Genomic DNA, 23,654 nt, shown 5'->3' on the forward strand with positions numbered 1-23,654 from the left:
CTCAGGAAGTCAAATAAAATAGACGAAATAAGACATTAATCATAGCATTATTCGTTAGTACGAACACGTTCAGGCTGAAGCTTCATCAGTGGTTTGAGCAGCTTCTGCAAAGCACGCGGATAACTGGCAACCTCCTGGCGGCTTAGCACACCCAGCACAATCAGGAGTACAAGATAAATTACAACAACAGCTGCTCCTACAACCAGACAGGTAATCAGGAAAGCAAGCCGTGCAGGCATCAGATGGGTCAGCATCACTCCCGCTTCGTTCAGGCCGTAGCCAATTCCGCCGGAAGCGAGAACTGCAACGGTGAATCCGCCCCAGCGTTTACCCATAATCTCAAAAGGAACAATGGTTTTGAGCATACGCAGATTAAGATAAGTAATGATGAAGAAGCAAAGCGCCGTTGCTGCAATAATGCCGTATATCCCGAAGGCGCGGCTCAGCAGGAAGTTTGAACCTAACTTCACGAGAAGACCTGCCATCACATAATACATGGAAATTCGTGATTTCCCCATTCCCAGCAGAATGGAGTTGGTCGTCATCATTGTAATCTGAAAAATCGTACCAAGCGTCAGCATCGCAACAATCCCGCTGCCGTCAAGACTGCTGAAGATCAGTCCATTCACAGAATAGGCTGATACAACGAGAGCAAGTACAATCGGTGTTCCCGTTAATATCGAAATGCGCATCGCGAGCGTCACCTGGCGTTTCAAATGCTCTTCATCACGCCGGGCGTAGGCCGCTGAGATAATCGGAATCAGTGAGGTGCTTAGCGCAATGGACAACACAGGAGGTATTCCCGCGATACTCTGCGCCCGGCTTCCAAAAATCGCCAAAGCCTGGGTCGCTTCTGCCATGCCGATTTGTCCACTAAGCAATGGCACAATGAAGGAAGTATCGATAAAGTTCACTACCGGAACCGTAATTGAAGATAACACAATGGGTATAGAAAGCTTAAAAATATCCTTGTAAATGCCCAGCAGCGGTAATTTGGCTTCATTGGTTTTATAGAGGGCCACTTGCTCCTCACTGCGGCGCAGCTTTATTGCATAATACAACATGACGCCAAATGCGCCGATACTGCCGAGCACGCTGCCGAATGACGCGCCGGCTGCCATCCATGTATTGCTGTATCCCTGGCGGAGCAAAATAAAAGCGAGCAGCACGGCCGTGGATACCCGGGCAATCTGCTCGACAATTTGCGAGATTCCTCCAGCCATCATATTGTTGCGTCCCTGGAAATAACCGCGCATCATCGCGATGCAGGGGAACAGCAGCAGTGCCGGCGCAATCGCCCGAATGGCCAGGGTGCTCTCTGGAACCTTGGTATGTTCCGCATAATAAGGAGCAGCTATGTACAAGATTGTACTCATCAGCACACCTACAATAGCGGCAAATATAAGTGCGGCCCGGTACACCTGCTGCGCTTCATGCGGCCGGTTCAGAGCGTAACGCTCGGATACCATTTTACTTAGTGTACTGGGGATTCCGGCTGTGGCCAGCGGCAGCAGCAGCAGGTAGACGTTGTTCGCCTGCGTGAACGAAGCGTTCCCGATATCATCGAATAAATGCTCCAGCGGCACCCGCTGGACAAGCCCGAGCACCCGGGCCACGAGCGCAGCCGCAGCCAGAATAAGCGTGCCTTTGACAAAAGATTCTTTCTTGGACAAACTGTTTCGCCTTCTTCGCTGTTAATTTATTACGATCCAGATAAAGAAAAGGACCACCATGGCAATTTGCAGTATGATTTTGACTACCGTACTGCTGAATAAGCCAAGCAATGCACCGAAGCTGACCTTGACCGCTTTGCCGGGATTTGAGCCAGCCATCAGTTCACCTACAAAGGCCCCAATGAAAGGACCGAGGATCAGTCCAAACGCCGGAATGACAAACGGACCTAGAATCAGACCGATCGTGCTGCCGATGACCGAAGAACGTGAGCCTCCGAACTTTTTGACCCCCCAGGCCCCGACGACATAATCGGCTACAAATAATACGACGACAATCAGTGTCTGAATAATCCAGAACCAGACTCCGAAAGGTTCGAAGCTGAAGAACCACCCGTATACAAAAAAGGCCAGATAAATCGCCAGCGCACCAGGGAGAATCGGGTATACAGCCCCGGCCAGTCCGACCGCGAATAAAGCAATAATCAGAATCCAACCCAGAATGGCCATTGGCTCATCTCCTTAAAGGTTTTGGTCGCACTCACTACAGGATATACTTTTGAATCACTTCAGTAATTCCATCGTCATTATTGGACGCTACCACAGCATCCGCCTCCTGCTTGACGGTCTCCTGGGCGTTGCCCATAGCAACCCCAAATCCGGCCTGCTGGATGGCAGCCAAATCGTTCAGGCTATCGCCAACGGCAACAACCTGTGACATTTCGAGACCCAGGAGCTGGCAAACCTCGCGTATACCGGATGCCTTGTTGACACCAAGCGGATTGATCTCCAGATTATGCGGCGATGAATTGGTAATTTCGAGACCGCCCATATCCTGAAGCCGCATCAGCAGCTTATGGCGAATCTCATCATCCTCTGTGGAATAACCGAATTTGAGCCATTCCCTGCTCAGAATCTCCCCGTCCCAGTTGTTCCGGTTGTACACTTCATCCACCGAATATGCCCAGAACCAGATATCGTATTCCCGGGCAATGTCATACATCTGCTGCACCAGCACCGGGTCCATCAGCGAGCGGCGGTACAGCTCATACGGAGCCCGCCATACTTCACTGCCATTCACCATAATCATCGGAGTCTTGAGTCCAAGCTGTTCGGCATAAGGCATGGCGCTTTTGGAAGCGCGGCCTGTGGAGAGACAGACGTGAACGCCTGCATCAACTGCCTTTTGAATCCATTCCACCGTTTTGGGGGTAATGATTTGTTCATCATTCAGTAAGGTTCCATCCATATCCAGTGCTAACAGGCGGTATTTGGCAGTCATTGCCACCCCTCCAATTTGTATGCTCATTTCAAGAGCTAATTATTTGGTCACTCGACCCGGCAGCATGGCCGCGTCAGTTGTTCGTCGTTCCGTCTGTGCCGCTTGCCGAGTCTGAGCCCTCTGCATTGGCATCGGTTTTCAGACTTTTCTTCGGCACTCCATCCAATCCGTACTCATAGTCGTACGCGTCAAATATTTTTCGTGCAACCGGAGCGGCACTGCTGGAGCCGAACCCGCCTTCCGGAATAACTACCGCTACAGCAAGCTTGGGATTCTCTCGCGGGGCATAGGCAATAAATACCCCGTTATCGCGCAATTCCCCTTTACCCAGCTGCTGTGAGGTTCCCGTTTTGCGGGCAAAGTCATAAGGGAAGTCATTAAACGCAGTAACATCACTGTTCATGCCCTTTTTGATTTCGTTCCAGTAGGATTTATCAAAGGTTGTAACTTCATCAAGCACCTCGCGTTTGAACTGTTTAACCACGTTACCCTTGGCATCGGTGATTTTGCTGACCAGCTGCGGCTTGATCCGTACTCCTTCATTCGCCAGTGTCGTTACGTATTGGGCGAGCTGCAGAACCGTATAGCGTCCTTGCTGTCCGAATGAAGCATAGACCAGCGCAGCCTGGGCACTGCCGGCAGCCTTGGTATCGGTATAGTTGATCTGTCCGAGATATTCATTGGGAAGTCCGCTTTTTGTAGATACACCGAGGCCGAATTCCTTCATATATTTATCCCAGACATTAATACCTTCACTATGATATTTCTCCCATAACTTCTTGCCAACCATGTCCACCATGAACGCATTGGAGGATTTCTCAATCGCTCTGGACGGGTCCATAGGGCCATACACGTGGCCGGAAGAATTTCGCACGGAGGATTTGTCATTTTTCCCGAAGTGGGCAATCCCTCTGTCTGTATAGATAGTCGAAGTAGTGAATAAGCCTTCATTCAGTCCTACAAGCACACTCAGAGGTTTGATGGTTGAACCGAGCAGCACCGTGGAGCCAAACTCATGACCCGACATCCCGGAGGAATACGGTGTAATGGTTCCGTTCTGGTAGTTGCCCATTATTTTCTTCCATACCTCGGTGTCCATTTTCTCGGCAGTCCACACATTGGTGTCATAATCAGGCATGCTGGCCATGGCAACAACATTGCCGGTATCGACTTCCATAGCTACGGCATAGCCGGTCAATGCATTCGGGTGTGTTTTGCCTTGTACCGAATTCGAATGCAGCCATCTGATTTGCTCTGTAATGGCCTGCTCGGTCTTGAGCTGAATGTTCTTGTTGATCGTCATCCAGACATCGTTACCCTTGACAGGGGGCACGACCGCCTCCACCTTCTCAGCCATATTCTGCGGACTCACAGAGATCACCTGATATCCGTTCTTGCCGCGCAGCTCCCGCTGATACTGCAGTTCCAGGCCATCGAATCCGACAAATTCATCGTCTTTATAAGTAAGGCCGGGGTCCGCATCCAACTGTTTCATCGCATTCTGAATATTCTTATAAATACTCAAGCTGTTGGACGACTTAAAGGGTTTGATATATCCGACAGTCTGTGCGGCTACAGATTCCTTGTCATAATGCCGGTTGCTTTCCTCCACAATCTCCAGTCCGGGATATTCGCTCTTATGCTCCATAAAGTAGGCCACTTCCTGCGAAGTAAGACCAGCCTTGATACGCCGCGCCATAAAACCCGAATATTTCCGGAAATACAAATCCAGGGAATCAATAATATCTTTTTCAGTCAGCTTCTCAGCATTCGGATCACCATAGGCGCTAAAGTCCTTAACCAGCTTGGCCGCAAGGGCATCTGATTGGGCCTGCGCCTCCGGCGTAAGCACGGTTTCTCCCGTCACCTTATCCGTAACCTTAGCCGTGTATTCTTTAGTAAGTGTAATATACAGCGACTGCACAGAAGTCGAGTAAGCGATGGGCTCCCCTCCCGCTGCACGAATGTTCCCTCTTATTGCGGCGAGCGGCACATTTTTGGTATCACGGCTTGTCTCCACCTCAGTCAGAGTTGGCCCTTCGACAAACTGTAAAACGGCAAGACGGACAATGATTACACAAAAGATAACAAATGTGCTAAAAAAGAATACATTGATCCGTAGGCCAAGCGAACTTTTGCTGTTGCTTTCCTCTGGGGGTGAGGCCTGCTTACGGAAAAAACTCACAGTTTTTCACTCCTCTACATCTAAAATAAACCTTTGTACCTGTGCTGACTCCATGTAAGGCCGAAAGTGCCTTACAGGCGCTTGGTCCAGTCACGATTCCCGGTCACAGGCATCAAAAATTGCACGTGCGGCCAGTGTGCGCACGAGAGTGTTCATATTGTCTTTCCTCAACATCGTTTCACATGCTGTATTGTATCATAGAATCAGGGCATTCCGCTTCCTTGCTCAGAGCATACTTTCTTTGACATGGGTTTTATCGAAATCCTTGGGATTAAACCAATCCCCGCTGGCTGCCCAGGTGGAATCGAGTGGAATCCAGGCCTGCCGGTCTGTGATGTACACTTCATTCCAGGCATGGGGGCCTGATCCCCCTTGGCCGTCGTAGCCCTGACCGGTCACTACGCGCACTTGAAGCCCCTGGGAGCGGGCCATCACTGCATAAAGACGTGCATAATCGATACATACACCGATCCGGGTATCAAAGGTATCCTGCGGAGTCTGCTCCTTCCAAATCCGGTTCTGCTCATAATTCTCGGCTTTGGCATAATCATAAGAGATCCTGGAGCCGACCCAATCATAGAGCAGTCTGGCCTTCTTCTCATCGTCGCCGGCTTGTCCCGCTATATCGGAGGCTGCACCCACGATGTCGGGTGAAATCTCATGGTCGAGCACTTCGTATTTCCGCCGGAGAATATCCGTCATCTCGGCGGCAACCGCCTTGGTCAGAACCGGCAACTTACTGCGCACATTCTCACCGGCAAGGGGTTCGAAGACCGCAGATGCGCTTTGCCGGTAGATCGGCGAGGATTCCACATAACGGCTGAACGTGCTGTCCGGATTCAAACCCACGCCGATGTACAAGGCAAAAACAAGCAACAGGGCGCGCACAAGGCCGGTAGCCAGACCGATGACAGCTCCGCTGAGACGGCTCACCTGAGTAATCTTCCTGTTTCCGGACCTGCCCGAAAGGCGCGGAAGGGAAATCGGAAGCAGCATAAACAGCAGTCCCAGCAGCAGGCGGATGAGACTGTAGGACAAGAGCAGCAGCAGCAAAAAACGCACAAGCGGCGAACCCGCCAGAACAGACACCGCCGTATAGTATAGCTGCTGCCAATGGCTTAATTGGATATCCGGAAGCTCAATTCCACCTGCCCAGGTCTGTACACGGGGCGAGAGGTAAAAGGCGGCCGGAATGGCCAGGGCCAATGCAGCTATGGCAAGCAGCCCGGTTCCGAGCAGCCCAAACAGCCCTCCCGCTGAGCGGCCAAACCCCCGGCTCCAGCCCTGCAGCAGCGAGAAGAGCACTATCAGCAGAAGGAGGATAGTGATGATATTGGCATCACTAATACTTTCCATCCAGCTGTTCAGCATAGCCTCTCCTCCCTTTCCATCACATCAGCTTGTATTTTAATTCCCGGCCCCATTCTTCCGGGCTTCATCAATAAAGCTTTTGGTAGTATCGTTAACACTCCACTTTCCAAGACTGACTCCGCGGAAGGTCACTTCCACTTTATCCTCACCGGCTTCACCCTTCACTTCAAGATTGGGTGTTGTGATCGTAAACGTACCGTCACCGCCTGAAGTATATTTGGCTTCTTTCGCTTCTTTCAGCATAACTTCCTGCGCTTCGCTCTTCAGGGTGCTGACCGTTCCATCCGCCACCTTATTCACAGCGTCTCCAATCTGATCCATTGTAACCCCGCTGTAAATGAACAGACCCGCAACGATAACAATAACAATCGCCCATTTCAGAACCGTCTTGACCAGATTAACAACGGCAAACAGCAGTACAAGTGCAATAACGATAACTAGCCAATTTTCTCTGATAAACTGTGACCATACTTCCGGATCCATCAATCTCCCAACACCCCTATCAAAAATTTCGTCACACCAGGGAGCGAGTCCCCATTAATACTAATTATTATACATGAATGCCTCTTATAATTCATGATTACCCACCCGTTCAGGTGGAATCCCCCAATAAAATGGTATAAGCCCCCCTCGACTCACGTAAAGTACAAGTAGGCTTAACCATTCCCCATTAAAAAGCGCCACCCTGTGCCAGCGCAGAAACGGCCCTTTCGGAGGTGTATTCCGTGAAAACCGCACTGTGGCTGTATTTATTTCTTTTCCTGGCATTCTTTGATCTGCATGCCCAGTACCCCATTCTAACCCCCTTTGCTATCTCACTGGGGGCGGGGCCGGCCTTCATCGGCTGGATGATGGGCATGTATTCCCTGACCCATCTTCCCGGCAACCTTCTGGCCGGGGTACTGGTTGACCGTAACGGCAGCCGCCGCTACATCGTCTTCAGCCTGACGGTTGCAGGCGCCATCCTGCTGCTTCAGGCCCATGCTCAGCTTCCCTGGCATCTGCTGCTGCTTCGGGCGGCCAGCGGCTTCGCCCTGGCATTTCTGTCTCCGGCCTGCATGACCCTGCTGGCTTCCCTCTCGTCAGATCCCATCACGCAGGGCAAGTATATGTCCGGCCATGGCATCATCCATACGCTGGCTTCGGTCGTATCGCCAGCTGCCGGAGCCTTTATCGTCCACCAGGCCGGGTATTCCAGCACCTTCAGCACCTTGGGCTGGCTGCTGATTGCCACTGGTGTGATGGCTTTCTTCAGTGTACCTAAGTTCTCCGGCAGTATGGCAGCTGCCAAACCATCACAGCCGCTGCAAGAACACCCGGTTGCACCCGAAAAACCGCATTCATCCGTTACCAAGCGATATTATTTGCTGCCCTTTTTCGTCTCCTGCTCGCAGGGGGTACTGTTCTTTGAGCTTCCTTTGTCACAGGGGAGCAACGGGATCGTATCCACCGGGATTCTGCTTTCGCTTCTCAGCCTGGGGGCACTCTTGACGCTCAGCCTGTTCTTCCTGAACCGGCTCTCTCCGGTTGCAAGAATTGCTGTGGCACTGCTCGGCATGGCGCTGTGTTTCTTCGCACTTGCAGCATTCACCAGCATTCCCGCAGGGGTCGTTCTCTTCCTGCTGGGAGCAGCGAAAGGTGTACTGTTTCCGGCGATGGCTTCGCTGTTCATCAGTCTCGGGGCAGGCGGCCATCTGGGCCGCACCTTCTCGCTGCAATCCATTGCAATGTCTCTCGGCGCTTTTGCCGGACCGGTGGCTGCAGGACAGCTAAGGGACTTCGTTTCTCCTTATTTCATTGCATTTGTCCTGCTCATGACCGCACTTCTGCTGTTGCCTCCAAGAGATACCGGGAAAAGCGCGGCCTACCGTGCGGACTTGAACAGCCATGCCGCTTGAGCCGGCAAAAAAAGGAGCTGCAATTCCCGCAGAATTGAATCTGCCAGTCAACCCCGCAATCACCCGGTCTCTCCTTGAGCCGGGTGATTATTTCTTTTTACGACATTTCCCGGGGAATGAACACATTTTGTCCCTCAGCTGTTAAAAATGACGAAGCTTAGGTAATATACTTAATAAGCATATGACCGTGTTCATTAACATGCTTAAGATCACAAATCCCGTCATTACCATCTATTATCCGGGGGGGCGACAGATTATGTCCATTACCATCATTGTCGAAGGCAAAAACGACCGCAGCAGATTGCGGCGACTGCTGGCGCCGGAGGTCGACATCCTGTGCACCTTCGGTACGTTGAATACACTCAAGCTGGAATCGCTGCGGCGTAAAATCGGAGACGGAGAAGTTTACCTATATATGGACAACGACAGCTCGGGTAAGAAAATCCGCGGAATTCTGCGCGATGCTTTTCCAGACGCGGTCCATATTTATACCCGGAAAGGCTATGCAGGGGTAGAAGGCACTCCCGATGAATACAATCTCACCCAGCTTGAAAAAGCGGGGTTGGAGGAATACATCATCTATCCTCAGCCGCTGCCATTCCCGTTTCTGGAACCATAGCGGCAGCAAAAAAACGCCTTGTTCACCCTTCGCATGTAACCGGAGGATGAAGCAAGGCGTTTTTAAGTTCAATGCTTTTTAATTGGGTGCCAGCTTCTTCAAAGCACCGGCAAGGAATTCCGGTGTCACATTTTCTGTATCTCCAGCATCATATAGTCCGCGCAACCGGTTCTCCGGGTCTACAAGACCTATAAGATTAGCGTGGGCAAAGTTATCCTTGTCATTTCCATAAATAAGCACTTTAAACGAATCGGCAGCCAACTGCCGCACCTGTTCCTGATCTCCGCGCAGAAAATACCAACCGTTATAATCGGCGTGGAACCGGTCTGCGAACGTTTTGATGGCCTCGCGTGTATCATTCTTGGGATCAAATGAGATGGAGACAAATTCAACATCCTTGCCGAAGCTGCCGTCCTTGACCAGCAAATCCTGGGTCTGTGACAGCATATAGGTAGTGATGGGGCATACATCCGGACATTCCGTAAAGAAGAAATACACCAACCGCGCTTTCCCTTTCGTATCCGCAAGTGTTACTTGCTTGCCATCCACATTTTCAAGAGAGAAGTCCTGTACCTCCCCGATGACCGGCAGCTGCTTTTTCCCTAAATCCAAGGATTGAATCACTAAGTAAAGGGCCATTCCCAAAGCCAGGGCCAACAGCAGCCAGGTCCATTTGTAACGTTTCAAGGTATGCACAGGTGTACTCTCCCCCTCTTAAACGTGAGTCGTATTCAGCACAAGCACGATCAGACTGACAGTCAGGTAATTAATGGAGAAGAAGAAGTTCTTCTTCGCCCAGGCATCGTCATCCTTTGCTTTGAAGCCCGTCAATGTCAAGTACAGCCAGGCAACGGACAACGCGGCAGAAATAACAAGGTAGAATATCCCTGCATAATCATAAACGTACATCAGAACCGGAATCGGCAGCAGCAATGCCACATAGGGAATCATCTGGAACTTGGTGCGGCGTGTTCCCTTAACGACTGGAAGCAGCGGAAATCCCGCAGCTCTGTACTCTTCCTTCCGGCGGATGCCCAGAGCCCAGAAATGGGGCGGCTGCCACAGAAACAGCATTGCGAACAGCAGCCAGGCACCGAGATCCACATTACCTGTAACTGCAACATATCCGATAACCGGAGGCATGGCTCCCGAGATTGCACCTACAGAAGTACTCCAAGTAGATGTTCTTTTCAGCCAAAGGGTGTAAACTACTACGTAAACGAACATGCCGAGTATGCCGAACAGCCCGCTAAGCACACCGGAGAATGCAAACAGCACAGCAAGACCGGCAATGCCAAGCCCGATGGCATAGAGCAGAACCGTATTCGGCTTGAGTCGGCCCGTAGGCAGGCCGCGTTCACGGGTTCGTTCCATCTTCATATCCAGGTCGCGGTCAAAATAATTATTAAATACACAGGCCGAAGCCATGACTAGCATTGTACCGAGCAAGGTCAGAATTAATCGGCCGTATTGCACGTCCCAGCCCGAAGCCACCCAGTATCCTGCAAAAGCAGCGATAAGATTGGAGCGGATAATGCCGGGTTTCGTCACTGTAATAAAGTCACGCCAGCTTGCACCTTCCTTGGGTGATTTGGCAGACATGGCTGCGGAATCGGAAGAAGCTTGATATCTCAATTGATTGTCCACGTTTGGTGTTCCTCCTTCTAAGGGACTTCTAACGTTCCGCCGGAGTCAAGAACCGTTTTATCGTTCTTAATTAAGAATTTTTACCACTCCGCTGTTAACTTTATCATATCAAACCGGGAAAGACTTTGACAATCATTGACCATGATGTTCATCAATTTGACAATTACGTGAAAATATTTATTTCCTCCTCCCTAAATAACTGGACGCAAAATTGGGTAGTTATTAATAGAGAACTTCCGTACAAAGGAGATCTGACCAATGGATACTGCTACACATTTTGTTATGGGCCTGGGACTGGCCGGCCTTTCCTTCGTTGATCCCGCCGTCGCCTCCCATGGAACACTGGCCGGGGCTGTCATGGTAGCCACTGTACTGGCCTCGCAAGCACCGGATGCCGATACTGCGTTGCGTCTCAAGGACAATGCGCTTTATATCCGCAATCACCGGGGAATCACCCATTCCCTGCCATTCCTGCTGCTGTGGCCGGCTTTGATCACACTGGTGATCGGACCGCTATTCGGATTTACCGATGTACCTTCTCTTAGCCATATTGCTCTGTGGAGCTTCATCGGCGTAGCCGTTCATGTATTCTCCGATTTGTTCAACACGTATGGGACACAGGCCGCGCGTCCCTTCACAGAGAAATGGATTGCCTGGAATATTATCCACATCTTTGATCCGTTTATATTCGGCAGCCATGCCGCGGCAATTATTCTCTGGATCAGCGGGATGATTCCACCGGCACCTTTGTTTATCACCCTGTATGCCAGTATCGTGATTTATTATATTTGGCGGACCCTCGTGCATGCCCGGGTTACGCGCAATATCAAGAACAAAGATATGCATCATAATGCCGGCGACCGTTATTATGTCATCCCCACGATTTCGCCATCGCGCTGGAATGTGGTCAAAGCCAAACCGGACGGCAGCTATAACGTCGGATTGCTGAGCGGCGGGCGGCTGGAATGGTTCAAACATGCGGTGTGCTCCACCCACCCCGCTGTAGAACATTCCAAATCCCATCCGGACATTGAGGCATTTCTTTACTTCACCTCATATGCTGTAGCCGAGGTCGAGGAATTGCCCTCCGGTTATATTGTACGCTGGGGCGATGTGCGTTATTTACACCGCAAGCAATTCCCTTTCGTAGCGGTGCTTGTAATGGATAACCAATATCATCCGCTCAACACTTATGTAGGCTGGCTCAGCAGCGAGAAACTGGATGAACGGTTCGCCATTGATCCGGGCTCCGTAAAGCTGTAGTCAATAGCAGAAGGCGTCCGGTTCCCGGACGCCTTCTTTGCTCTGCCATGAATTACCGCTCTTGACGCCTGCCGCAACATAAGGCACAATCACCATAAAGCGTTTTCAATGAACTTTTGAAGTTTTTAAGCATCATTTGTTACTGCATATTATATAGTTCCTTATATTACAAAAAAACTCCGCAGCACATAAGCGCTGCGGGATCATTCACTTACTATTATTAGAAAGGAAGGCTGGCAATTATGGGTAAAGGTCTGTCGCTTTGGTTCGCATGTTCTTCGATTCTAATGCTAACAGCTGCTTCTATCTCCATCAGCTTTAACATCTGGCTTGCGCTCCTGCTTGGTGTTCTCTGTGTCCTGAACATCGGCTGGGGGTTTATTCTCAAAGCCAGACTGAGACGCAAAGCGGAGGCAAGGCAGGCCTCTTAACGTAACGGGAGGAAGCCCATCCGTTCCTTAACGGCGGCAAGGTTCTGCGCCGCCACGCTGCGGGCGCGTTCCGCACCTTCGGCAAGAATATCACCAAGCGTGCCGGAGCTGCGGATTTCATAATATTTCTGCTGAAGCGGCTCTAGCGAAGCCACCAGCACTTCACCAAGATCCTTTTTGAACCCTCCATACATTTGGCCTTCATAACGGTCGGCAATCTGCTGCAGGCTCATTCCCGAGCACTCGGCATAAATGCTCATCAGATTGCTGATCTCAGGCTTGTTTGCGGGATCATACACCACTTCACGGCCGGAGTCGGTCGTAGCACGGCTGATTTTTTTGCGGATCACATCCGGCGGATCAAGCAGTGCGATATAGCTGCCCGCGTTTGGATTGCTTTTGCTCATTTTTTTGCTGGCGTCGTCCAGCGACATAATGCGTGCGCCCACTTCAGGAATATACGGCTCCGGAACCGTGAAGAATTCCCCAAACCGGTGATTGAAACGTCCGGCCAGATCTCTCGTCAATTCCAAGTGCTGCTTCTGATCCTCGCCAACAGGTACGAGATCGGCATTGTAAATGAGGATATCGGCAGCCATCAGCGATGGATAGACGAACAGGCCTGAGCCCACAGAATCCTTCCCGGAAGACTTATCCTTGAACTGGGTCATCCGCTCGAGCTCACCCATTGCAGTCAGTGTAGTCATGATCCAGCCCAGCTCGGCATGCTGTGGTACATGGGACTGCATATAGACATTTGAGATTGCCGGATCAATGCCTGCAGCAAGATAAAGTGCCGCTACCGATTCTGAATTTTCCCGCAGTGCGGCTGGATCCTGAGTAACAGTAATGGCATGCAGATCCACTACCATGAAAAAGCATTCATACTCTTTTTGCAGTTTTACGAAATTTTTGATCGCTCCGATATAGTTCCCGAGTGTCAGTGAACCACTGGGCTGAATGCCCGACAATACTTTTTTAGTCATCGAATTACCCTCCATAAAATGTAATTTCCACTTTCGAAGAACACAAAAAGGCCCCACATCCGCAAGGGACGTGAGACCGTGGTACCACCCTTATTCGCTGCTTGAGGGGTCATAGAGGACATCAGCAAACAGCCTTTGCTTCCGGTAACGGGGAAGTGCCGGCCGGTCTACTGAGGCTCTCCAGCCCGTTCAAGCGCGGCGCTCAAGGGTCCATTCATACGGAAGTGTCCCGCCGGTTCACATCAGCCACCGGCTTTCTGAAGGTGCAGTTCCCGCCTACTTGTCCCTGTCATCGCATTGTCATCGTTCATTAATGCATTCATCATAGAGCGATACTGAGAAGATGTCAAATCCGTTAACCACAAAAACATAAATCTGTTATGATAAGGTTATTCGCATTCTTTCAGATTAAGTTAAAGGAGCATATCTCTCATGAAACAGGTGACCAAAGGGCAGTGGGGCGGCTATGATACCTATATTTTGCATAGCTGCGAACTTGAACTCACGCTTTTGCCGCGACTGGGAAACAACATTATCTCCTTGTGGGACCGTAAGGAGAAACGGGAAATCCTGCGCCGGCCTGATGAAAGCGACATATCTTTTTATCTGCAGAAGCCTTACCATTTCGGTATTCCGCTCTTAGTTCCGCCCGGACGAATCCGCAAGGGTCAATTTCAATTTGAGGGCACAAGCTACCAGTTTGATCAGAATACGGCCGGGGACAATCATATTCATGGACTGCACCGGACGCAGAGCTGGTGTGTCAGCGATATTGAAGAGGACGAAGAAGGCTGTGCAGTGACGACGGAATTCAATACCGGCGACGACGCTAACTGGATGAGGCAATTTCCTGTTCCTCTGAGATTCGAAATGACGTTCCGGCTTCAGGATGCCCGCGTTCAGCAAACGCTTAAGGTCACTCACTTAGGAGACACAGTTATTCCATTCGGGGTTGGCTATCACACATGGTTCATGATTGACGGTGAACCCGGCCGCTGGAAACTGAATTTACCCGTAGAAAGCATTTATGAACTGAACAACGAGCTCCTGCCCAGCGGCAGCCTGCTGCCACTTGGTGATTTAGAAGCCTTGAACCAAGGTATGAATCTTCAAGGTACTAATTTGGATACGGTGCTAAGGATCGGAAAAGAGCAGCCCGCAGAAGCCTTGCTGCTCCGCGATGACGGATATGGGCTTCGCTATACTGCAGACAAAAATTACTTCCGTCATTGGGTGGTATATACAAAAGGGCCTGCAGAGCAGTTTCTGTGCATCGAACCCTACACATGGCTGCCGGATGCTCCGAATATTCCAAAGAACCCTTCCTTTACAGGACTCATTACCTTGCAGCCCGGCCAGACGCTTGCGCTTTCCAGCATGCTCGAAATACTCTATCCTTAACTTCTTAACTTCATATAATTACCATCCTTAAATTCTTTCGAAATTGTGCATGAATTCATCTCCTCGCGCTCATACTATCTTCACAACGGGCGAAGGAGGTGACACACATGGGTCAAGCAGGTCAACAAGGTCGTAGCAGCCGTAGTAATAACCTGGTCGTGCCTCAAGCGAATGCAGCGCTGCAGCAGTTGAAATATGAAGCAGCACAAGAGCTTGGAGTAACGATTCCACAAGACGGTTATTATGGTAACTACACTTCCCGCGAAACCGGTTCTTTGGGAGGATACATCACCAAACGTCTGGTACAACTGGCAGAGCAACAACTGTCCGGTCGTTCGTAGTCGCCTTATCATTAAGTGATTTATCCGGTAGGGCTAACGCCTGAAACGGAGTAGCTTCTCAGCCCGCCTGCGCTTCTCGTCGAAGCGCAGGCGGGCTTTTAGCTTGTGTAGCTATGTATAATTTCAGCCGTAATTTTGATCTGAATTGTCAGCAGAATTACGGGGATAGCGGATCATCAGGTTAGCCATATTGTAATTGGACTCCAGGATCGCATCTACAACCACCATTCCCTGGCGGACGGCGAACTCATAGCTGATCTCACCATGCGTCCAGCGCCGTTTGTATTTCAGACTCTCCAGCGCCATAAGCCGGAAGGAGGATAACTGGCCTGAGTTCAACCCCTCCTGCTCCTCCTTAAATACACCACTTCGTCCAGACAGCGGATTATGGCGGATTCCAAACTTACCAATGACATTATTTCTGATTTGCACAAAAACCGTGCCGGAAGACAGTCCAGACAATTCCTCTTGCAGTTCCTTGAATACCAAATCCATCTGTCTTGCCAGCGATAGCTCTTCTGTCCTGAGCATATTGTACCTCCTAAAAGTTTTGTGAGCATTGCTTCTTGAAGTTCTATTCTTCGTACAAAACTTGCTTCGTAAGCTTCCGCTTCGTTTTGTGAGAGCACTGCTTCTTGATTATTCTTCGTACAAACTGCCTTCGTATTTCTTTCCTAGCAGGCCTTATATAAGGCTTTAGGCTCATTATAGGGCAGTACTTTACAAGGTACAACATTATTCAACATAATTGGGTTAAAATCCCTATATGTGCGCAATCTTTATTAAAAATCCAATAAATTCCACTATAAACCGATCGCTTTCGACACTATACAGCGCAAAAAAAAGCCCCGATAAAGGGGCTTTTGCGTATTCACACCAATTCTGAGCGAATCGATTTCCATTCGACAAAAAATTCTTGTCTTAGTTTTGTCATATTCTCGGTCAGATTAGTTTGTCATTGCAAGAAATTCGTTGATATCCGCTACAATCAGATCTACGGCTCCCTGCCAGAAATCCGGCTCTGCAAGGTCTACTCCAAGATGTTTGGAGACCAAATCCTCCAGTGTCATTACCCCTGTATCCCGCAGCAAATCATCATATTTGTCAGCGAATGAAGGCCCTTGCTCCAGCGCAAGCCGGTACAACCCCGTGCTGAACATATACCCTACGGTGTAAGGGAAATTGTAGAACGGCACATCCGTAATGTAGAAATGCAGCTTAGAGGCCCAGAAATGCGGGTGATACTCTGACAACACACCGCAGAAGGCTTCCTTCTGAGCTTCCTCCATCAGTGCCGACAACTCTTCCGCGTTCACAAGACCTTCCTTGCGTTTTTCGTAAAAGCGGGTTTCGAACAAGAAGCGGGCATGGATGTTCATAAAAAAGGCAACGCTGTTCTGAATTTTCGCCTCAAGCAGCGCCAGCTTCTCCTCCGGATCAGCAGCTGCCTTCACCTGTGCATCGGATACAATGACTTCTGCGAAGGTAGAGGCAGTCTCTGCTACATTCATCGCGTAATTCTGGTTGAACAGCGGCTGGTCATCCAGCAGGAAAGAGTGGTAGGCGTGTCCAAGCTCATGCGCCAACGTCGACACATTGGAAGGCGTGCCGCTGTATGTCATAAATATGCGGGATTCCTTGCTCTCCGGGAAGGAGACGCAAAATCCGCCGGGACGTTTGGCCGGACGATCTTCGACCTCGATCCAGTTATTGTCGAAGGCATGCTCAGCGAAATCCGCCAGCTTCGGACTAAATTTGCGGAATTGCGTAACAATGTCTTTTGCTGCCTGATCATAAGGGATTTTGCCGGAGGATTTGCCGACAGGCGCTTCTACATCCACCCAGGCCAGTGCATCCATACCCAGCAGTTTGGCTTTGCGCTGGAGGTAGGAGACAAGCGCCGGTTTGCTCTTGGTAATGACGTCCCACATCACGTCCAATGTTGTGTGCGACATGCGGTTGATGCCAAGCGGCTCCTTCAGTACATCCTCCCAGCCCCGGCCTTTGTACAACTTCAGCCGGAATCCTGCCAGATGATTTAGGGTATCCGCGCAATAATCCGCGGCTCCGCCCCAGGCTTCCTCCCATTTGCGGAACATGACCTTCCGTACTTTCGGATCTTCATCATCCAGCTTATTGAAGGCCTGTCCGGCAGACAGCTGTTTGGTTCCTTCCTCATCCTCATACGGGATTTGAATGGAGCCGACAATCGTTTCGTAATGCTCGCTCCAGCCATGATATCCGTCAACGGCGAGCTCAAGCGCCAGACTTTCCAGCTCCGGGCTCATCTTCTCGCGGGCTAAGTCACGGCTTTCGCTTAGTACGAAAGCAAGCGGAGCAATTTCCGGCCGGGCCATCCACTCCGTCCATACCGCATCCGACGTTTGACGCAGCACATTGTCAAATTGCGAACTGATGCCTTCGAAGCCGGCGCGCAAACCGGTCACTTTGGAGGATAACCGGACAGCACCCTTGTCCTGCTGATTCTGGGCACCCAGGCATCCGGCAAATTCCGACGCCTGGATCAGACGTCCGGAGCAGCTCTGCAGCAATTCGATCACAGCATCCAGGGATTTGGTGGATTCGGAATCAGCCGGGGAGACGGAAGCGGCAACCTGCTGCCGCAAGGTCTCAATATCCGCTTCAAGCTGCTTCAAGAATTCTTCAAACTGGGGAGAGGATGAACCGCCCGGAAAAATAGACTCCAGCTCCCATGTCAGTGATAATGGTTGTTTCATGTCTTCCCACCATTCCTTTGCTCTGAATTGGTTTTCTTTGTATTTGGCCTGAAGCCATGGTAAAGTGAATTACGATAACCCCAAGCCTCTGCTTTCGAGGCCAAATAGTCATATTTATTCTAATGGGTTCCGCCATATGCTTCTGAGGCAGCTTTGTACGAAATGACTCTAAGCAGCTATGCTCATTAAACTTTTAGGAGGGCATCAACATGAAGCCACTGCAAATTTCACCGGAAACGGCTATCACTTTATCCAAACAGCTCGGCGTTCCCCTGGAACACTTGATGCATATGCCTCAACATATCCTGCTGCAAAAGATCGCTGAATTATCGAAGCAGCAAAGCGCTGAGACCGATGGTAAGGCTGCAGAGACGCCGCCAGCTGAGAAGGAAGAGCAATGATCCCTTTCAGCCATACCTGGCCTTATGACATTATTCTTGGAGATCTGTACGTGCAGTACTGCCCGTTCTGCAACTCGGAGAACGTGCTTCTCCCCATGAAACCTAAGGAACTGCAAATCGTGCGCGACGGCAAAAAGAAACTGCTTGTCTTTCCATGCTGCAGCACTAGCCCGACAGTCATCGACAACGATGGGGACTATCTGCTGTTTGACCGTGCGGTCCGCTGACCGCCTATGGAATCAGGCACACCTGCATAGCGCAAAAGCGAGTTTGTCGCTTTTGCGCTTTTTGCCGTTCATGGAGCTGCGGAAAAGCATCAGATTCCCGCAGACAATGTGTCCGGGTCAATATCTTCTCCACGCATTTGTTCGCGCAGCAGGGCCCACTGCTCGCGTGCAGCCCGGATCATCGCGGCATCGGTGATTCTCTGGTCGTTGATCAGACGTGAGAACCATTTCACCGCACTGTGGAACTCCCCGATACGGCGGTTCAGCTCGCCGATCAGATACATCAGCCGGGCGTCATTCCCACCCATCCCGTCATTCTCAAACACCTTTACATATTCATCCAGCGAATAACGCAAAAAGCGCTGCTCCTGCGCAGAATCCCCCTGGTAGCGGTACATCCAGGCAATATGATGCAGGAGGCTAGCAATAATCCGGTCTTTATCCTTGATGCTTTGAGCGCAAATCAGTGCAAGCTTGTACGATTCAAGTGCGAGCTCCCAGCTGCGCTTCTCCCCGAAATCCCGGGTCTTCCAGCGGGTCCCCACCTGCTCATTAAAAGCTTTGCGCTGCCAGTCAACCAGCTTGTCAGCAGAGTTCTCTGTAGAGGCAAAGCCGCATTTCGGACAGACACGCACAACATAATAATCCGGATTTTCCTCCTTGTAATAGGAGCAGAAATCCGCATCCCGGCGTATTGCTCTTTTGAGGCTCGGACGTACCCGTGAGGTTGAGAATTCCTGTTCACAGTTGCAGCACATAACTTTAATCGAGTACAAAGGTATTAATTCTGGCAAATGCCCTCATCCTTTCGCGATCAACTGCTCCTTACTCCTGGGGCATGTTAACAAAATGGTGTGCAGGTCCTGCAAGCCGGCTGAGCACAAATGAACGCAGCGGTTCCTGAACACCGGTATCCTCCAGTGCTTGCTTCATACACCTAAGCCACTGCTCGGCATGTGCCGGCGTGATAGGAATATGCATATGCCTTGCTCTCATCATCGGATGGCCATGGAGCTCGGAATAGAGCGCCGGTCCGCCGAAAAACTGACTGAGGAATTGATATTGCTTCTCCAGGACAGGAGTAATATCAGCAGGGAATAACGGGCTCAGCTGCGGATGAAGCTGCACCTTTGCATAGAATACTTCAACCAGACGGTGAAGCCCCTCTGCGCCCCCCAGATTGTCGAATAAGCTGTCATTTGGATTCATTGGAGGTTACCAGCTTTCTTTCATTTTAATTGAAGCGTCTCTTTTATTATACCAAAAAAAGCATTGCACCGTTAAACAATGACTTTAGGCTTATGTCATCCTGTAGAACGCAAAAAAAAGACGCTAAACCCGGTGTTTAGCGTCACATCATATTTAATAAGTCCGAAATTCCTCATCACCAGGAGGGACGAGAGAGATCCGGATAACATATACAAAAGCACAAACGAGAACTCCGGCAACTACGCTCATCACCATCACTCCATCCCTAATTATTACTCTAAAAGGTGTGCATTGATTAATTTAATAATATCATAATTCAAGCAAAAATGCATCGCGTCTTGTAACCGCTTTCCGCATTTTTTTTGTGCTGTTTGTCCTCCTTTTGGCATACATCTAACCATAGAACTTGGAGGCGTTGACTATGCTCTTGAAGAAGATTGCCGGCCCCCTGCTAGGCCTCATCTTTGCCGGCTGCATCCTGCTGATGCTGGCTCATCCGGCAAGCGCTCTGGCTGCAGCGTTGCGCGGGCTGGCCATCTGGTGGGACGTGCTGTTCCCCTCGTTGTTTCCGTTCTTTGTCATTTCCGAAATCATGCTCGGCCTCGGCATAGTTCATCTCTTCGGTGCGTTGCTGGACCCTTTGATGCGTCCGCTGTTCAATATTCCCGGCAGCGGCGGATTTGTGGCGGCCATGGGATATGTATCAGGATATCCAGTTGGTGCCAAATTAACCGCAAAGCTGCGGGAACAGGGTCTGGTCAACCGGGTGGAGGGGGAGCGCCTCGTTGCGTTCACCACCTCCTCCGATCCTATTTTTCTGCTGGGTGCCGTGTCGGTCGGTTTTTTTCATGATGCTTCTTTAGGACTAGTCCTGGCGCTTGCCCATTACGGAGGGGGCTTGATCGTAGGCCTGCTGATGTCCTTCCATGGACGGAAAGAACATACATTATCCGCTAAAAATCAGACTCCCCCTAGTGGACAAAACGCCGGGCGGCTGCGCATGGCACTGAGCTCCATGGCTGAAGCCCGGCGCAGGGACGGGCGGAGCTTCGGCGAGTTGCTTATGGGTGCTGTGCAATCCTCGCTGCTGCTTATTATTGTCGTAGGAGGGCTGGTTGTATTCTTCACCGTACTGATGGAGCTGCTGGCCCGCGCCGGAATCATGTCGACACTGTTCGGACTGACAGACCGTATTCTCTCTCTGGCAGGGTTCCCGCCTGAATTGTCGGCGGCGCTGGTCAGCGGCCTGTTCGAGGTTACCCTGGGCGCCCGTTCAGCCGGTGAGGCGACGGCTTCAATTCCGCTGCATTTCAAAGCAGCTGCAGCTGCTTTTATTCTCTCCTGGGGCGGATTATCCGTACATGCCCAGGTCGCAAGCATCCTGAATGGCACAGGACTGCGTTATCTCCCCTTCATGCTTGCCAGACTGGTCCACGCCTTTCTGTCAGCGGGCTTGCTGCTGCTGCTCTGGAAGCCCGTTATAAGCTCAGGTTTGTCAGAGCATTGGAATGCACTGCCTGCCGCTTCCGGGCTTGCTTCTCCCGCCTCTGCTTTCGTCTCCAGTCTAAGCCTGCTTGGCCTGCTGCTGGGTGGGGCTTTGCTGCTGTCGCTGCTTATAATGCTATCCGGCATAGCAGCGCGCACATGGCGGCGGCATTAATCCTGAAGGATACTGAACAATATACGCAAGAAGGACAGTCTTTTCATCGCTCTAATATTGTGTTCCGGGTCAAGATTGATTATGATCGGTGTATGACTGAATCATACAAAGGAGCCTGTACATCTTGAGATATTATGTTCTGGACCGCGGAGACGAATTGTCCATTAAACTTGCGGAGCAATTTCACAAGCTGGCTGCGGAGCGGAACCTGGAGCTGGATGCCGAATCTCCTGAAATCGTCATTTCCATTGGCGGTGACGGAACTATGCTGCACGCTTTTCATACTTTTATCGATCAGATTCCCAATTTGGCTTTTGTAGGTGTGCATACCGGACATTTGGGCTTCTATGCGGATTGGCAAGCGGAAGAGCTGCCGACACTGATCGACTATATGTGCGGAGTGGGTGACTCCATGCCACATAAACCGCGTATCGTGCAGTATCCGCTGCTAGAACTGGAAATTCATAAAAAATCAGGTTCCACCTCGCATATTGCCCTGAATGAGTTCACCCTTAAAGGTGTTGACGGAACGGTGGTCATCCAGATTGACATTAATGACGTTACCTTCGAGATGTTCCGAGGCGATGGCTTATGCCTCTCCACCCCATCAGGCAGCACTGCCTACAACAAAAGTCTTGGAGGCGCTATGGTGCATCCGTCGATTGAAGCGCTGCAAATTGCCGAAATTGCATCGATCAACAATCGTGTGTTCCGTACGATGGGTTCGCCGTTGCTGCTGCCCAAGCATCATCACTGCGACATCTTTTCCCGCAAAGACCAGCGCCTGCTGCTGACGATTGACCATAACAATATTCCAGTGGATGATCTGGTCTCCGTCCGTTGCCAGGTATCCGACAAAAAAATCAGCTTTGCCAGATACCGCCCGTTTCCTTTCTGGAACCGTGTCCGTGAAGCCTTTCTGGTCTAGGGAGCTGGTCCTAAATTTCAGAGGTGGGAAAGCCGGGAATGCAACGACATTCCCGGCTCTTTTATGCTTGGGGCGTTTAACAAACTCTTCTATTACAGCTAACACAAGTTGATAGACAGGGAGAATTTCCATTGGTATAATGAACCTATTTTACATAGTTATGTTTATTTTAAAGGAGAGAATAACCGTTGAAAAAATTAATATCTTTATTAGGCACCAGCCTGCTGGCACTTTTGCTGGCAGTCCCCGCTTTTGCCGCAGAACAACCGATTAAGGTCTATATTAACGGCAGCAATGTTTCATTCACTGCGGGTACTCCTTACCTTAAGAATAATACTGTACTCGTTCCTTTCCGTGTCATCTTTGAAAAGCTTGGACTTCAGGTGCTCTATAAGGCCCAGACGGGAACCATCACCGGCACCAGCTCCTCGCTTAAGCTCAGCCTCAAAATCGGCAGCAACCGGGCTACCCTGAACGGAACCGTCAAAAAAATGAGTACAGCGCCCCTCTCCATCGGCGGCACTACTTATATTCCTTTGCGTTTCATTGCTGAAGCTACCGGCGGCACAGCCGTCTGGGACTCTGGCAGCAGAAGCGTCAAGATCAAAGCCGCTGTGTCCACTGTCACCGACGAGAAGAATATTACAGCCTTAATACATTTGGCCAATCAATATTATAATACTGAACAAGCCAGTCGCTTTTATTCGCTTGTGGATGCAGGTGAGGACATTACGGGAATGGTAGCCGATATGGATTCATCCTTTGAGCTGTATGATGTCAAGAATACAATAGAAAGCCTCAAGGTGCTGCAAATCCAGGGAAATGAAGCGACTGCCGTCACGGTTGAGAAAGCTGTTCGAACCGGCGGCCTCTATATTCCTGACGAGAACATTGAATATTTGTATGAGCTCGTCCGTAAGGACGGGAAATGGAAGATCGCCTCGATGGAGGTACAGGACAGAACGGTGCTTCTGACCCGTGAACAGGGAATGACAGCAGCGGTGCTGCCGCAAGCTACAGCAGCAACCATCAAAGATAACCTCAGCAAGTATTATCAATATATGAGCGCTGAGAATACGGATGCTATCTCCGCCCTGATGACCTCATACGGGGAGGAGTACGATGCGGCAACAAAGTCGGATATGCAGGATTATTTTGATACCTATGATCACCGCTATACCCTGGATAACTCGAATATCTTCTATTATTCTAACGAAGAAGCCGCTGTGTATGCGGAAACCACCATTAAGGATGCCGATAGCGGGGAGAGCTACAAGCAGTCACTCATCTTCCTCTTTGTGAAGTCAGAAGACGGTGCGTGGACAGTCGACGAAACCTTTAACCTCAGCTTTGATGGAGATCAATCATAATCTTAAGACAGACAGCTGTAATGCATC

General features: G+C 50.4%; 24 protein-coding genes. 11 read left to right on the forward strand and 13 right to left on the reverse strand.

The features are described from left to right. Positions 1-47: 47 nt before the first annotated feature. From NSS79_RS28800 to NSS79_RS28825, 6 genes are all read right to left on the reverse strand, one after another. Complete coding sequence (locus tag NSS79_RS28800; protein ID WP_038596157.1) at positions 48-1,673, reverse strand: polysaccharide biosynthesis protein; 1,626 nt, start codon at positions 1,671-1,673, stop codon at positions 48-50. Positions 1,674-1,694: 21 nt separating this feature from the next. Then, positions 1,695-2,180, reverse strand: a complete 486-nt coding sequence (locus NSS79_RS28805; RefSeq protein WP_340896701.1) for a DUF456 family protein — start codon at positions 2,178-2,180, stop codon at positions 1,695-1,697. A 34-nt stretch (positions 2,181-2,214) separates the two neighbouring features. Beyond that, positions 2,215-2,952, reverse strand: a complete 738-nt coding sequence (locus NSS79_RS28810; RefSeq protein ID WP_342437124.1) for a Cof-type HAD-IIB family hydrolase — start codon at positions 2,950-2,952, stop codon at positions 2,215-2,217. Between the two features lie 73 nt (positions 2,953-3,025). After that, the gene (locus tag NSS79_RS28815; RefSeq protein WP_342437125.1) at positions 3,026-5,137 is read right to left on the reverse strand and encodes a penicillin-binding transpeptidase domain-containing protein; all 2,112 of its coding nucleotides are present in this window, start codon (positions 5,135-5,137) and stop codon (positions 3,026-3,028) included. Between the two features lie 225 nt (positions 5,138-5,362). Next, the gene (locus NSS79_RS28820; RefSeq protein WP_342437126.1) at positions 5,363-6,508 is read right to left on the reverse strand and encodes a transglutaminase-like domain-containing protein; all 1,146 of its coding nucleotides are present in this window, start codon (positions 6,506-6,508) and stop codon (positions 5,363-5,365) included. 36 nt (positions 6,509-6,544) lie between these two features. Continuing rightward, complete coding sequence (locus NSS79_RS28825; protein ID WP_342440461.1) at positions 6,545-6,991, reverse strand: hypothetical protein; 447 nt, start codon at positions 6,989-6,991, stop codon at positions 6,545-6,547. Between the two features lie 242 nt (positions 6,992-7,233). Here NSS79_RS28825 and NSS79_RS28830 point away from each other — a divergent pair, with 242 nt between their 5' ends. Both NSS79_RS28830 and NSS79_RS28835 read left to right on the forward strand, forming a co-directional pair. Beyond that, positions 7,234-8,406 (forward strand): MFS transporter, encoded by a 1,173-nt coding sequence (locus tag NSS79_RS28830; protein ID WP_342437127.1) that lies wholly within the window; start codon positions 7,234-7,236, stop codon positions 8,404-8,406. A 256-nt stretch (positions 8,407-8,662) separates the two neighbouring features. Further along, positions 8,663-9,025 carry a DNA primase gene (locus NSS79_RS28835; RefSeq protein ID WP_038596172.1) on the forward strand — a complete coding sequence of 121 codons (363 nt, stop codon included), beginning with the start codon at positions 8,663-8,665 and terminating at the stop codon, positions 9,023-9,025. A 78-nt stretch (positions 9,026-9,103) separates the two neighbouring features. Here the strand turns inward: NSS79_RS28835 and NSS79_RS28840 are convergent, their stop codons facing one another. Next, a complete protein-coding gene (locus NSS79_RS28840) occupies positions 9,104-9,721 on the reverse strand; it encodes an SCO family protein (protein WP_342437128.1) in 618 nt (205 codons plus the stop codon). 18 nt (positions 9,722-9,739) lie between these two features. Next, positions 9,740-10,672, reverse strand: coding sequence for a heme o synthase (cyoE, locus tag NSS79_RS28845; RefSeq protein WP_038596177.1), 933 nt, complete (start codon positions 10,670-10,672; stop codon positions 9,740-9,742). A gap of 258 nt (positions 10,673-10,930) precedes the next feature. Between cyoE and NSS79_RS28850 the strand changes: the two genes are divergently transcribed. Together NSS79_RS28850 and NSS79_RS28855 are read left to right on the forward strand one after the other, a co-directional pair. Further along, the gene (locus NSS79_RS28850) at positions 10,931-11,935 is read left to right on the forward strand and encodes a metal-dependent hydrolase (RefSeq protein WP_342437129.1); all 1,005 of its coding nucleotides are present in this window, start codon (positions 10,931-10,933) and stop codon (positions 11,933-11,935) included. Between the two features lie 242 nt (positions 11,936-12,177). Then, positions 12,178-12,366, forward strand: coding sequence for a hypothetical protein (locus tag NSS79_RS28855; protein ID WP_038596181.1), 189 nt, complete (start codon positions 12,178-12,180; stop codon positions 12,364-12,366). Here the strand turns inward: NSS79_RS28855 and trpS are convergent. Further along, a complete protein-coding gene (gene trpS / locus NSS79_RS28860) occupies positions 12,363-13,352 on the reverse strand; it encodes a tryptophan--tRNA ligase (RefSeq protein WP_342437130.1) in 990 nt (329 codons plus the stop codon). The genes NSS79_RS28855 and trpS overlap by 4 nt on opposite strands. Positions 13,353-13,784: 432 nt before the next feature. Between trpS and NSS79_RS28865 the strand changes: the two genes are divergently transcribed. Both NSS79_RS28865 and NSS79_RS28870 read left to right on the forward strand, forming a co-directional pair. Further along, complete coding sequence (locus tag NSS79_RS28865) at positions 13,785-14,753, forward strand: aldose 1-epimerase (RefSeq protein ID WP_342437131.1); 969 nt, start codon at positions 13,785-13,787, stop codon at positions 14,751-14,753. 107 nt (positions 14,754-14,860) lie between these two features. Next, positions 14,861-15,094 carry an alpha/beta-type small acid-soluble spore protein gene (locus tag NSS79_RS28870; protein WP_038596187.1) on the forward strand — a complete coding sequence of 78 codons (234 nt, stop codon included), beginning with the start codon at positions 14,861-14,863 and terminating at the stop codon, positions 15,092-15,094. Between the two features lie 123 nt (positions 15,095-15,217). Here NSS79_RS28870 and NSS79_RS28875 read toward each other — a convergent pair whose 3' ends face one another. After that, entirely contained in the window at positions 15,218-15,625 is a 408-nt protein-coding gene (locus NSS79_RS28875; protein WP_038596189.1) for a hypothetical protein, read from the reverse strand. A 416-nt stretch (positions 15,626-16,041) separates the two neighbouring features. Beyond that, the gene (locus NSS79_RS28880; protein WP_342437132.1) at positions 16,042-17,832 is read right to left on the reverse strand and encodes a M3 family oligoendopeptidase; all 1,791 of its coding nucleotides are present in this window, start codon (positions 17,830-17,832) and stop codon (positions 16,042-16,044) included. Between the two features lie 209 nt (positions 17,833-18,041). Here NSS79_RS28880 and NSS79_RS28885 point away from each other — a divergent pair, with 209 nt between their 5' ends. Both NSS79_RS28885 and NSS79_RS28890 read left to right on the forward strand, forming a co-directional pair. After that, entirely contained in the window at positions 18,042-18,233 is a 192-nt protein-coding gene (locus NSS79_RS28885; RefSeq protein ID WP_038596193.1) for a YycC family protein, read from the forward strand. Further along, complete coding sequence (locus tag NSS79_RS28890) at positions 18,230-18,460, forward strand: hypothetical protein (protein ID WP_038596195.1); 231 nt, start codon at positions 18,230-18,232, stop codon at positions 18,458-18,460. Before NSS79_RS28885 ends, NSS79_RS28890 begins: the two co-directional genes overlap by 4 nt. A gap of 89 nt (positions 18,461-18,549) precedes the next feature. Here the strand turns inward: NSS79_RS28890 and NSS79_RS28895 are convergent, their stop codons facing one another. Both NSS79_RS28895 and NSS79_RS28900 read right to left on the reverse strand, forming a co-directional pair. Then, on the reverse strand, positions 18,550-19,254 hold the full coding sequence (locus tag NSS79_RS28895) for a DUF2225 domain-containing protein (protein WP_341096127.1): 705 nt from the start codon (positions 19,252-19,254) through the stop codon (positions 18,550-18,552). Between the two features lie 31 nt (positions 19,255-19,285). Continuing rightward, on the reverse strand, positions 19,286-19,669 hold the full coding sequence (locus NSS79_RS28900) for a globin (RefSeq protein ID WP_342437133.1): 384 nt from the start codon (positions 19,667-19,669) through the stop codon (positions 19,286-19,288). 421 nt (positions 19,670-20,090) lie between these two features. On the opposite strand from NSS79_RS28900, the gene ylbJ reads away from it, so the two are divergent. From ylbJ to NSS79_RS28915, 3 genes are all read left to right on the forward strand, one after another. Further along, positions 20,091-21,329, forward strand: coding sequence for a sporulation integral membrane protein YlbJ (gene ylbJ, locus NSS79_RS28905; RefSeq protein WP_342437134.1), 1,239 nt, complete (start codon positions 20,091-20,093; stop codon positions 21,327-21,329). 124 nt (positions 21,330-21,453) lie between these two features. Next, positions 21,454-22,257, forward strand: coding sequence for an NAD kinase (locus NSS79_RS28910; RefSeq protein ID WP_340896682.1), 804 nt, complete (start codon positions 21,454-21,456; stop codon positions 22,255-22,257). 188 nt (positions 22,258-22,445) lie between these two features. Next, positions 22,446-23,627, forward strand: a complete 1,182-nt coding sequence (locus NSS79_RS28915; RefSeq protein WP_342437135.1) for a stalk domain-containing protein — start codon at positions 22,446-22,448, stop codon at positions 23,625-23,627. Positions 23,628-23,654 lie beyond the last annotated feature (27 nt).

The organism is Paenibacillus sp. FSL L8-0436 (assembly GCF_038593025.1).
In the GTDB taxonomy this organism is placed as follows: Bacteria; Bacillota; Bacilli; order Paenibacillales; family Paenibacillaceae; genus Paenibacillus_AQ.

Bases quoted from the DNA above. Each gene is read 5' to 3' on its own strand.
- NSS79_RS28805 (WP_340896701.1), bottom strand. From the start codon at position 2,180: ATGGCCATTCTGGGTTGGATTCTGATTATTGCTTTATTCGCGGTCGGA.
- NSS79_RS28810 (WP_342437124.1), bottom strand. From the start codon at position 2,952: ATGACTGCCAAATACCGCCTGTTAGCACTGGATATGGATGGAACCTTA.
- NSS79_RS28820 (WP_342437126.1), bottom strand. From the start codon at position 6,508: ATGCTGAACAGCTGGATGGAAAGTATTAGTGATGCCAATATCATCACT.
- NSS79_RS28825 (WP_342440461.1), bottom strand. From the start codon at position 6,991: ATGGATCCGGAAGTATGGTCACAGTTTATCAGAGAAAATTGGCTAGTT.
- NSS79_RS28835 (WP_038596172.1), top strand. From the start codon at position 8,663: ATGTCCATTACCATCATTGTCGAAGGCAAAAACGACCGCAGCAGATTG.
- NSS79_RS28850 (WP_342437129.1), top strand. From the start codon at position 10,931: ATGGATACTGCTACACATTTTGTTATGGGCCTGGGACTGGCCGGCCTT.
- NSS79_RS28855 (WP_038596181.1), top strand. From the start codon at position 12,178: ATGGGTAAAGGTCTGTCGCTTTGGTTCGCATGTTCTTCGATTCTAATG.
- trpS (WP_342437130.1), bottom strand. From the start codon at position 13,352: ATGACTAAAAAAGTATTGTCGGGCATTCAGCCCAGTGGTTCACTGACA.
- NSS79_RS28865 (WP_342437131.1), top strand. From the start codon at position 13,785: ATGAAACAGGTGACCAAAGGGCAGTGGGGCGGCTATGATACCTATATT.
- NSS79_RS28870 (WP_038596187.1), top strand. From the start codon at position 14,861: ATGGGTCAAGCAGGTCAACAAGGTCGTAGCAGCCGTAGTAATAACCTG.
- NSS79_RS28875 (WP_038596189.1), bottom strand. From the start codon at position 15,625: ATGCTCAGGACAGAAGAGCTATCGCTGGCAAGACAGATGGATTTGGTA.
- NSS79_RS28880 (WP_342437132.1), bottom strand. From the start codon at position 17,832: ATGAAACAACCATTATCACTGACATGGGAGCTGGAGTCTATTTTTCCG.
- NSS79_RS28885 (WP_038596193.1), top strand. From the start codon at position 18,042: ATGAAGCCACTGCAAATTTCACCGGAAACGGCTATCACTTTATCCAAA.
- NSS79_RS28890 (WP_038596195.1), top strand. From the start codon at position 18,230: ATGATCCCTTTCAGCCATACCTGGCCTTATGACATTATTCTTGGAGAT.
- NSS79_RS28900 (WP_342437133.1), bottom strand. From the start codon at position 19,669: ATGAATCCAAATGACAGCTTATTCGACAATCTGGGGGGCGCAGAGGGG.
- ylbJ (WP_342437134.1), top strand. From the start codon at position 20,091: ATGCTCTTGAAGAAGATTGCCGGCCCCCTGCTAGGCCTCATCTTTGCC.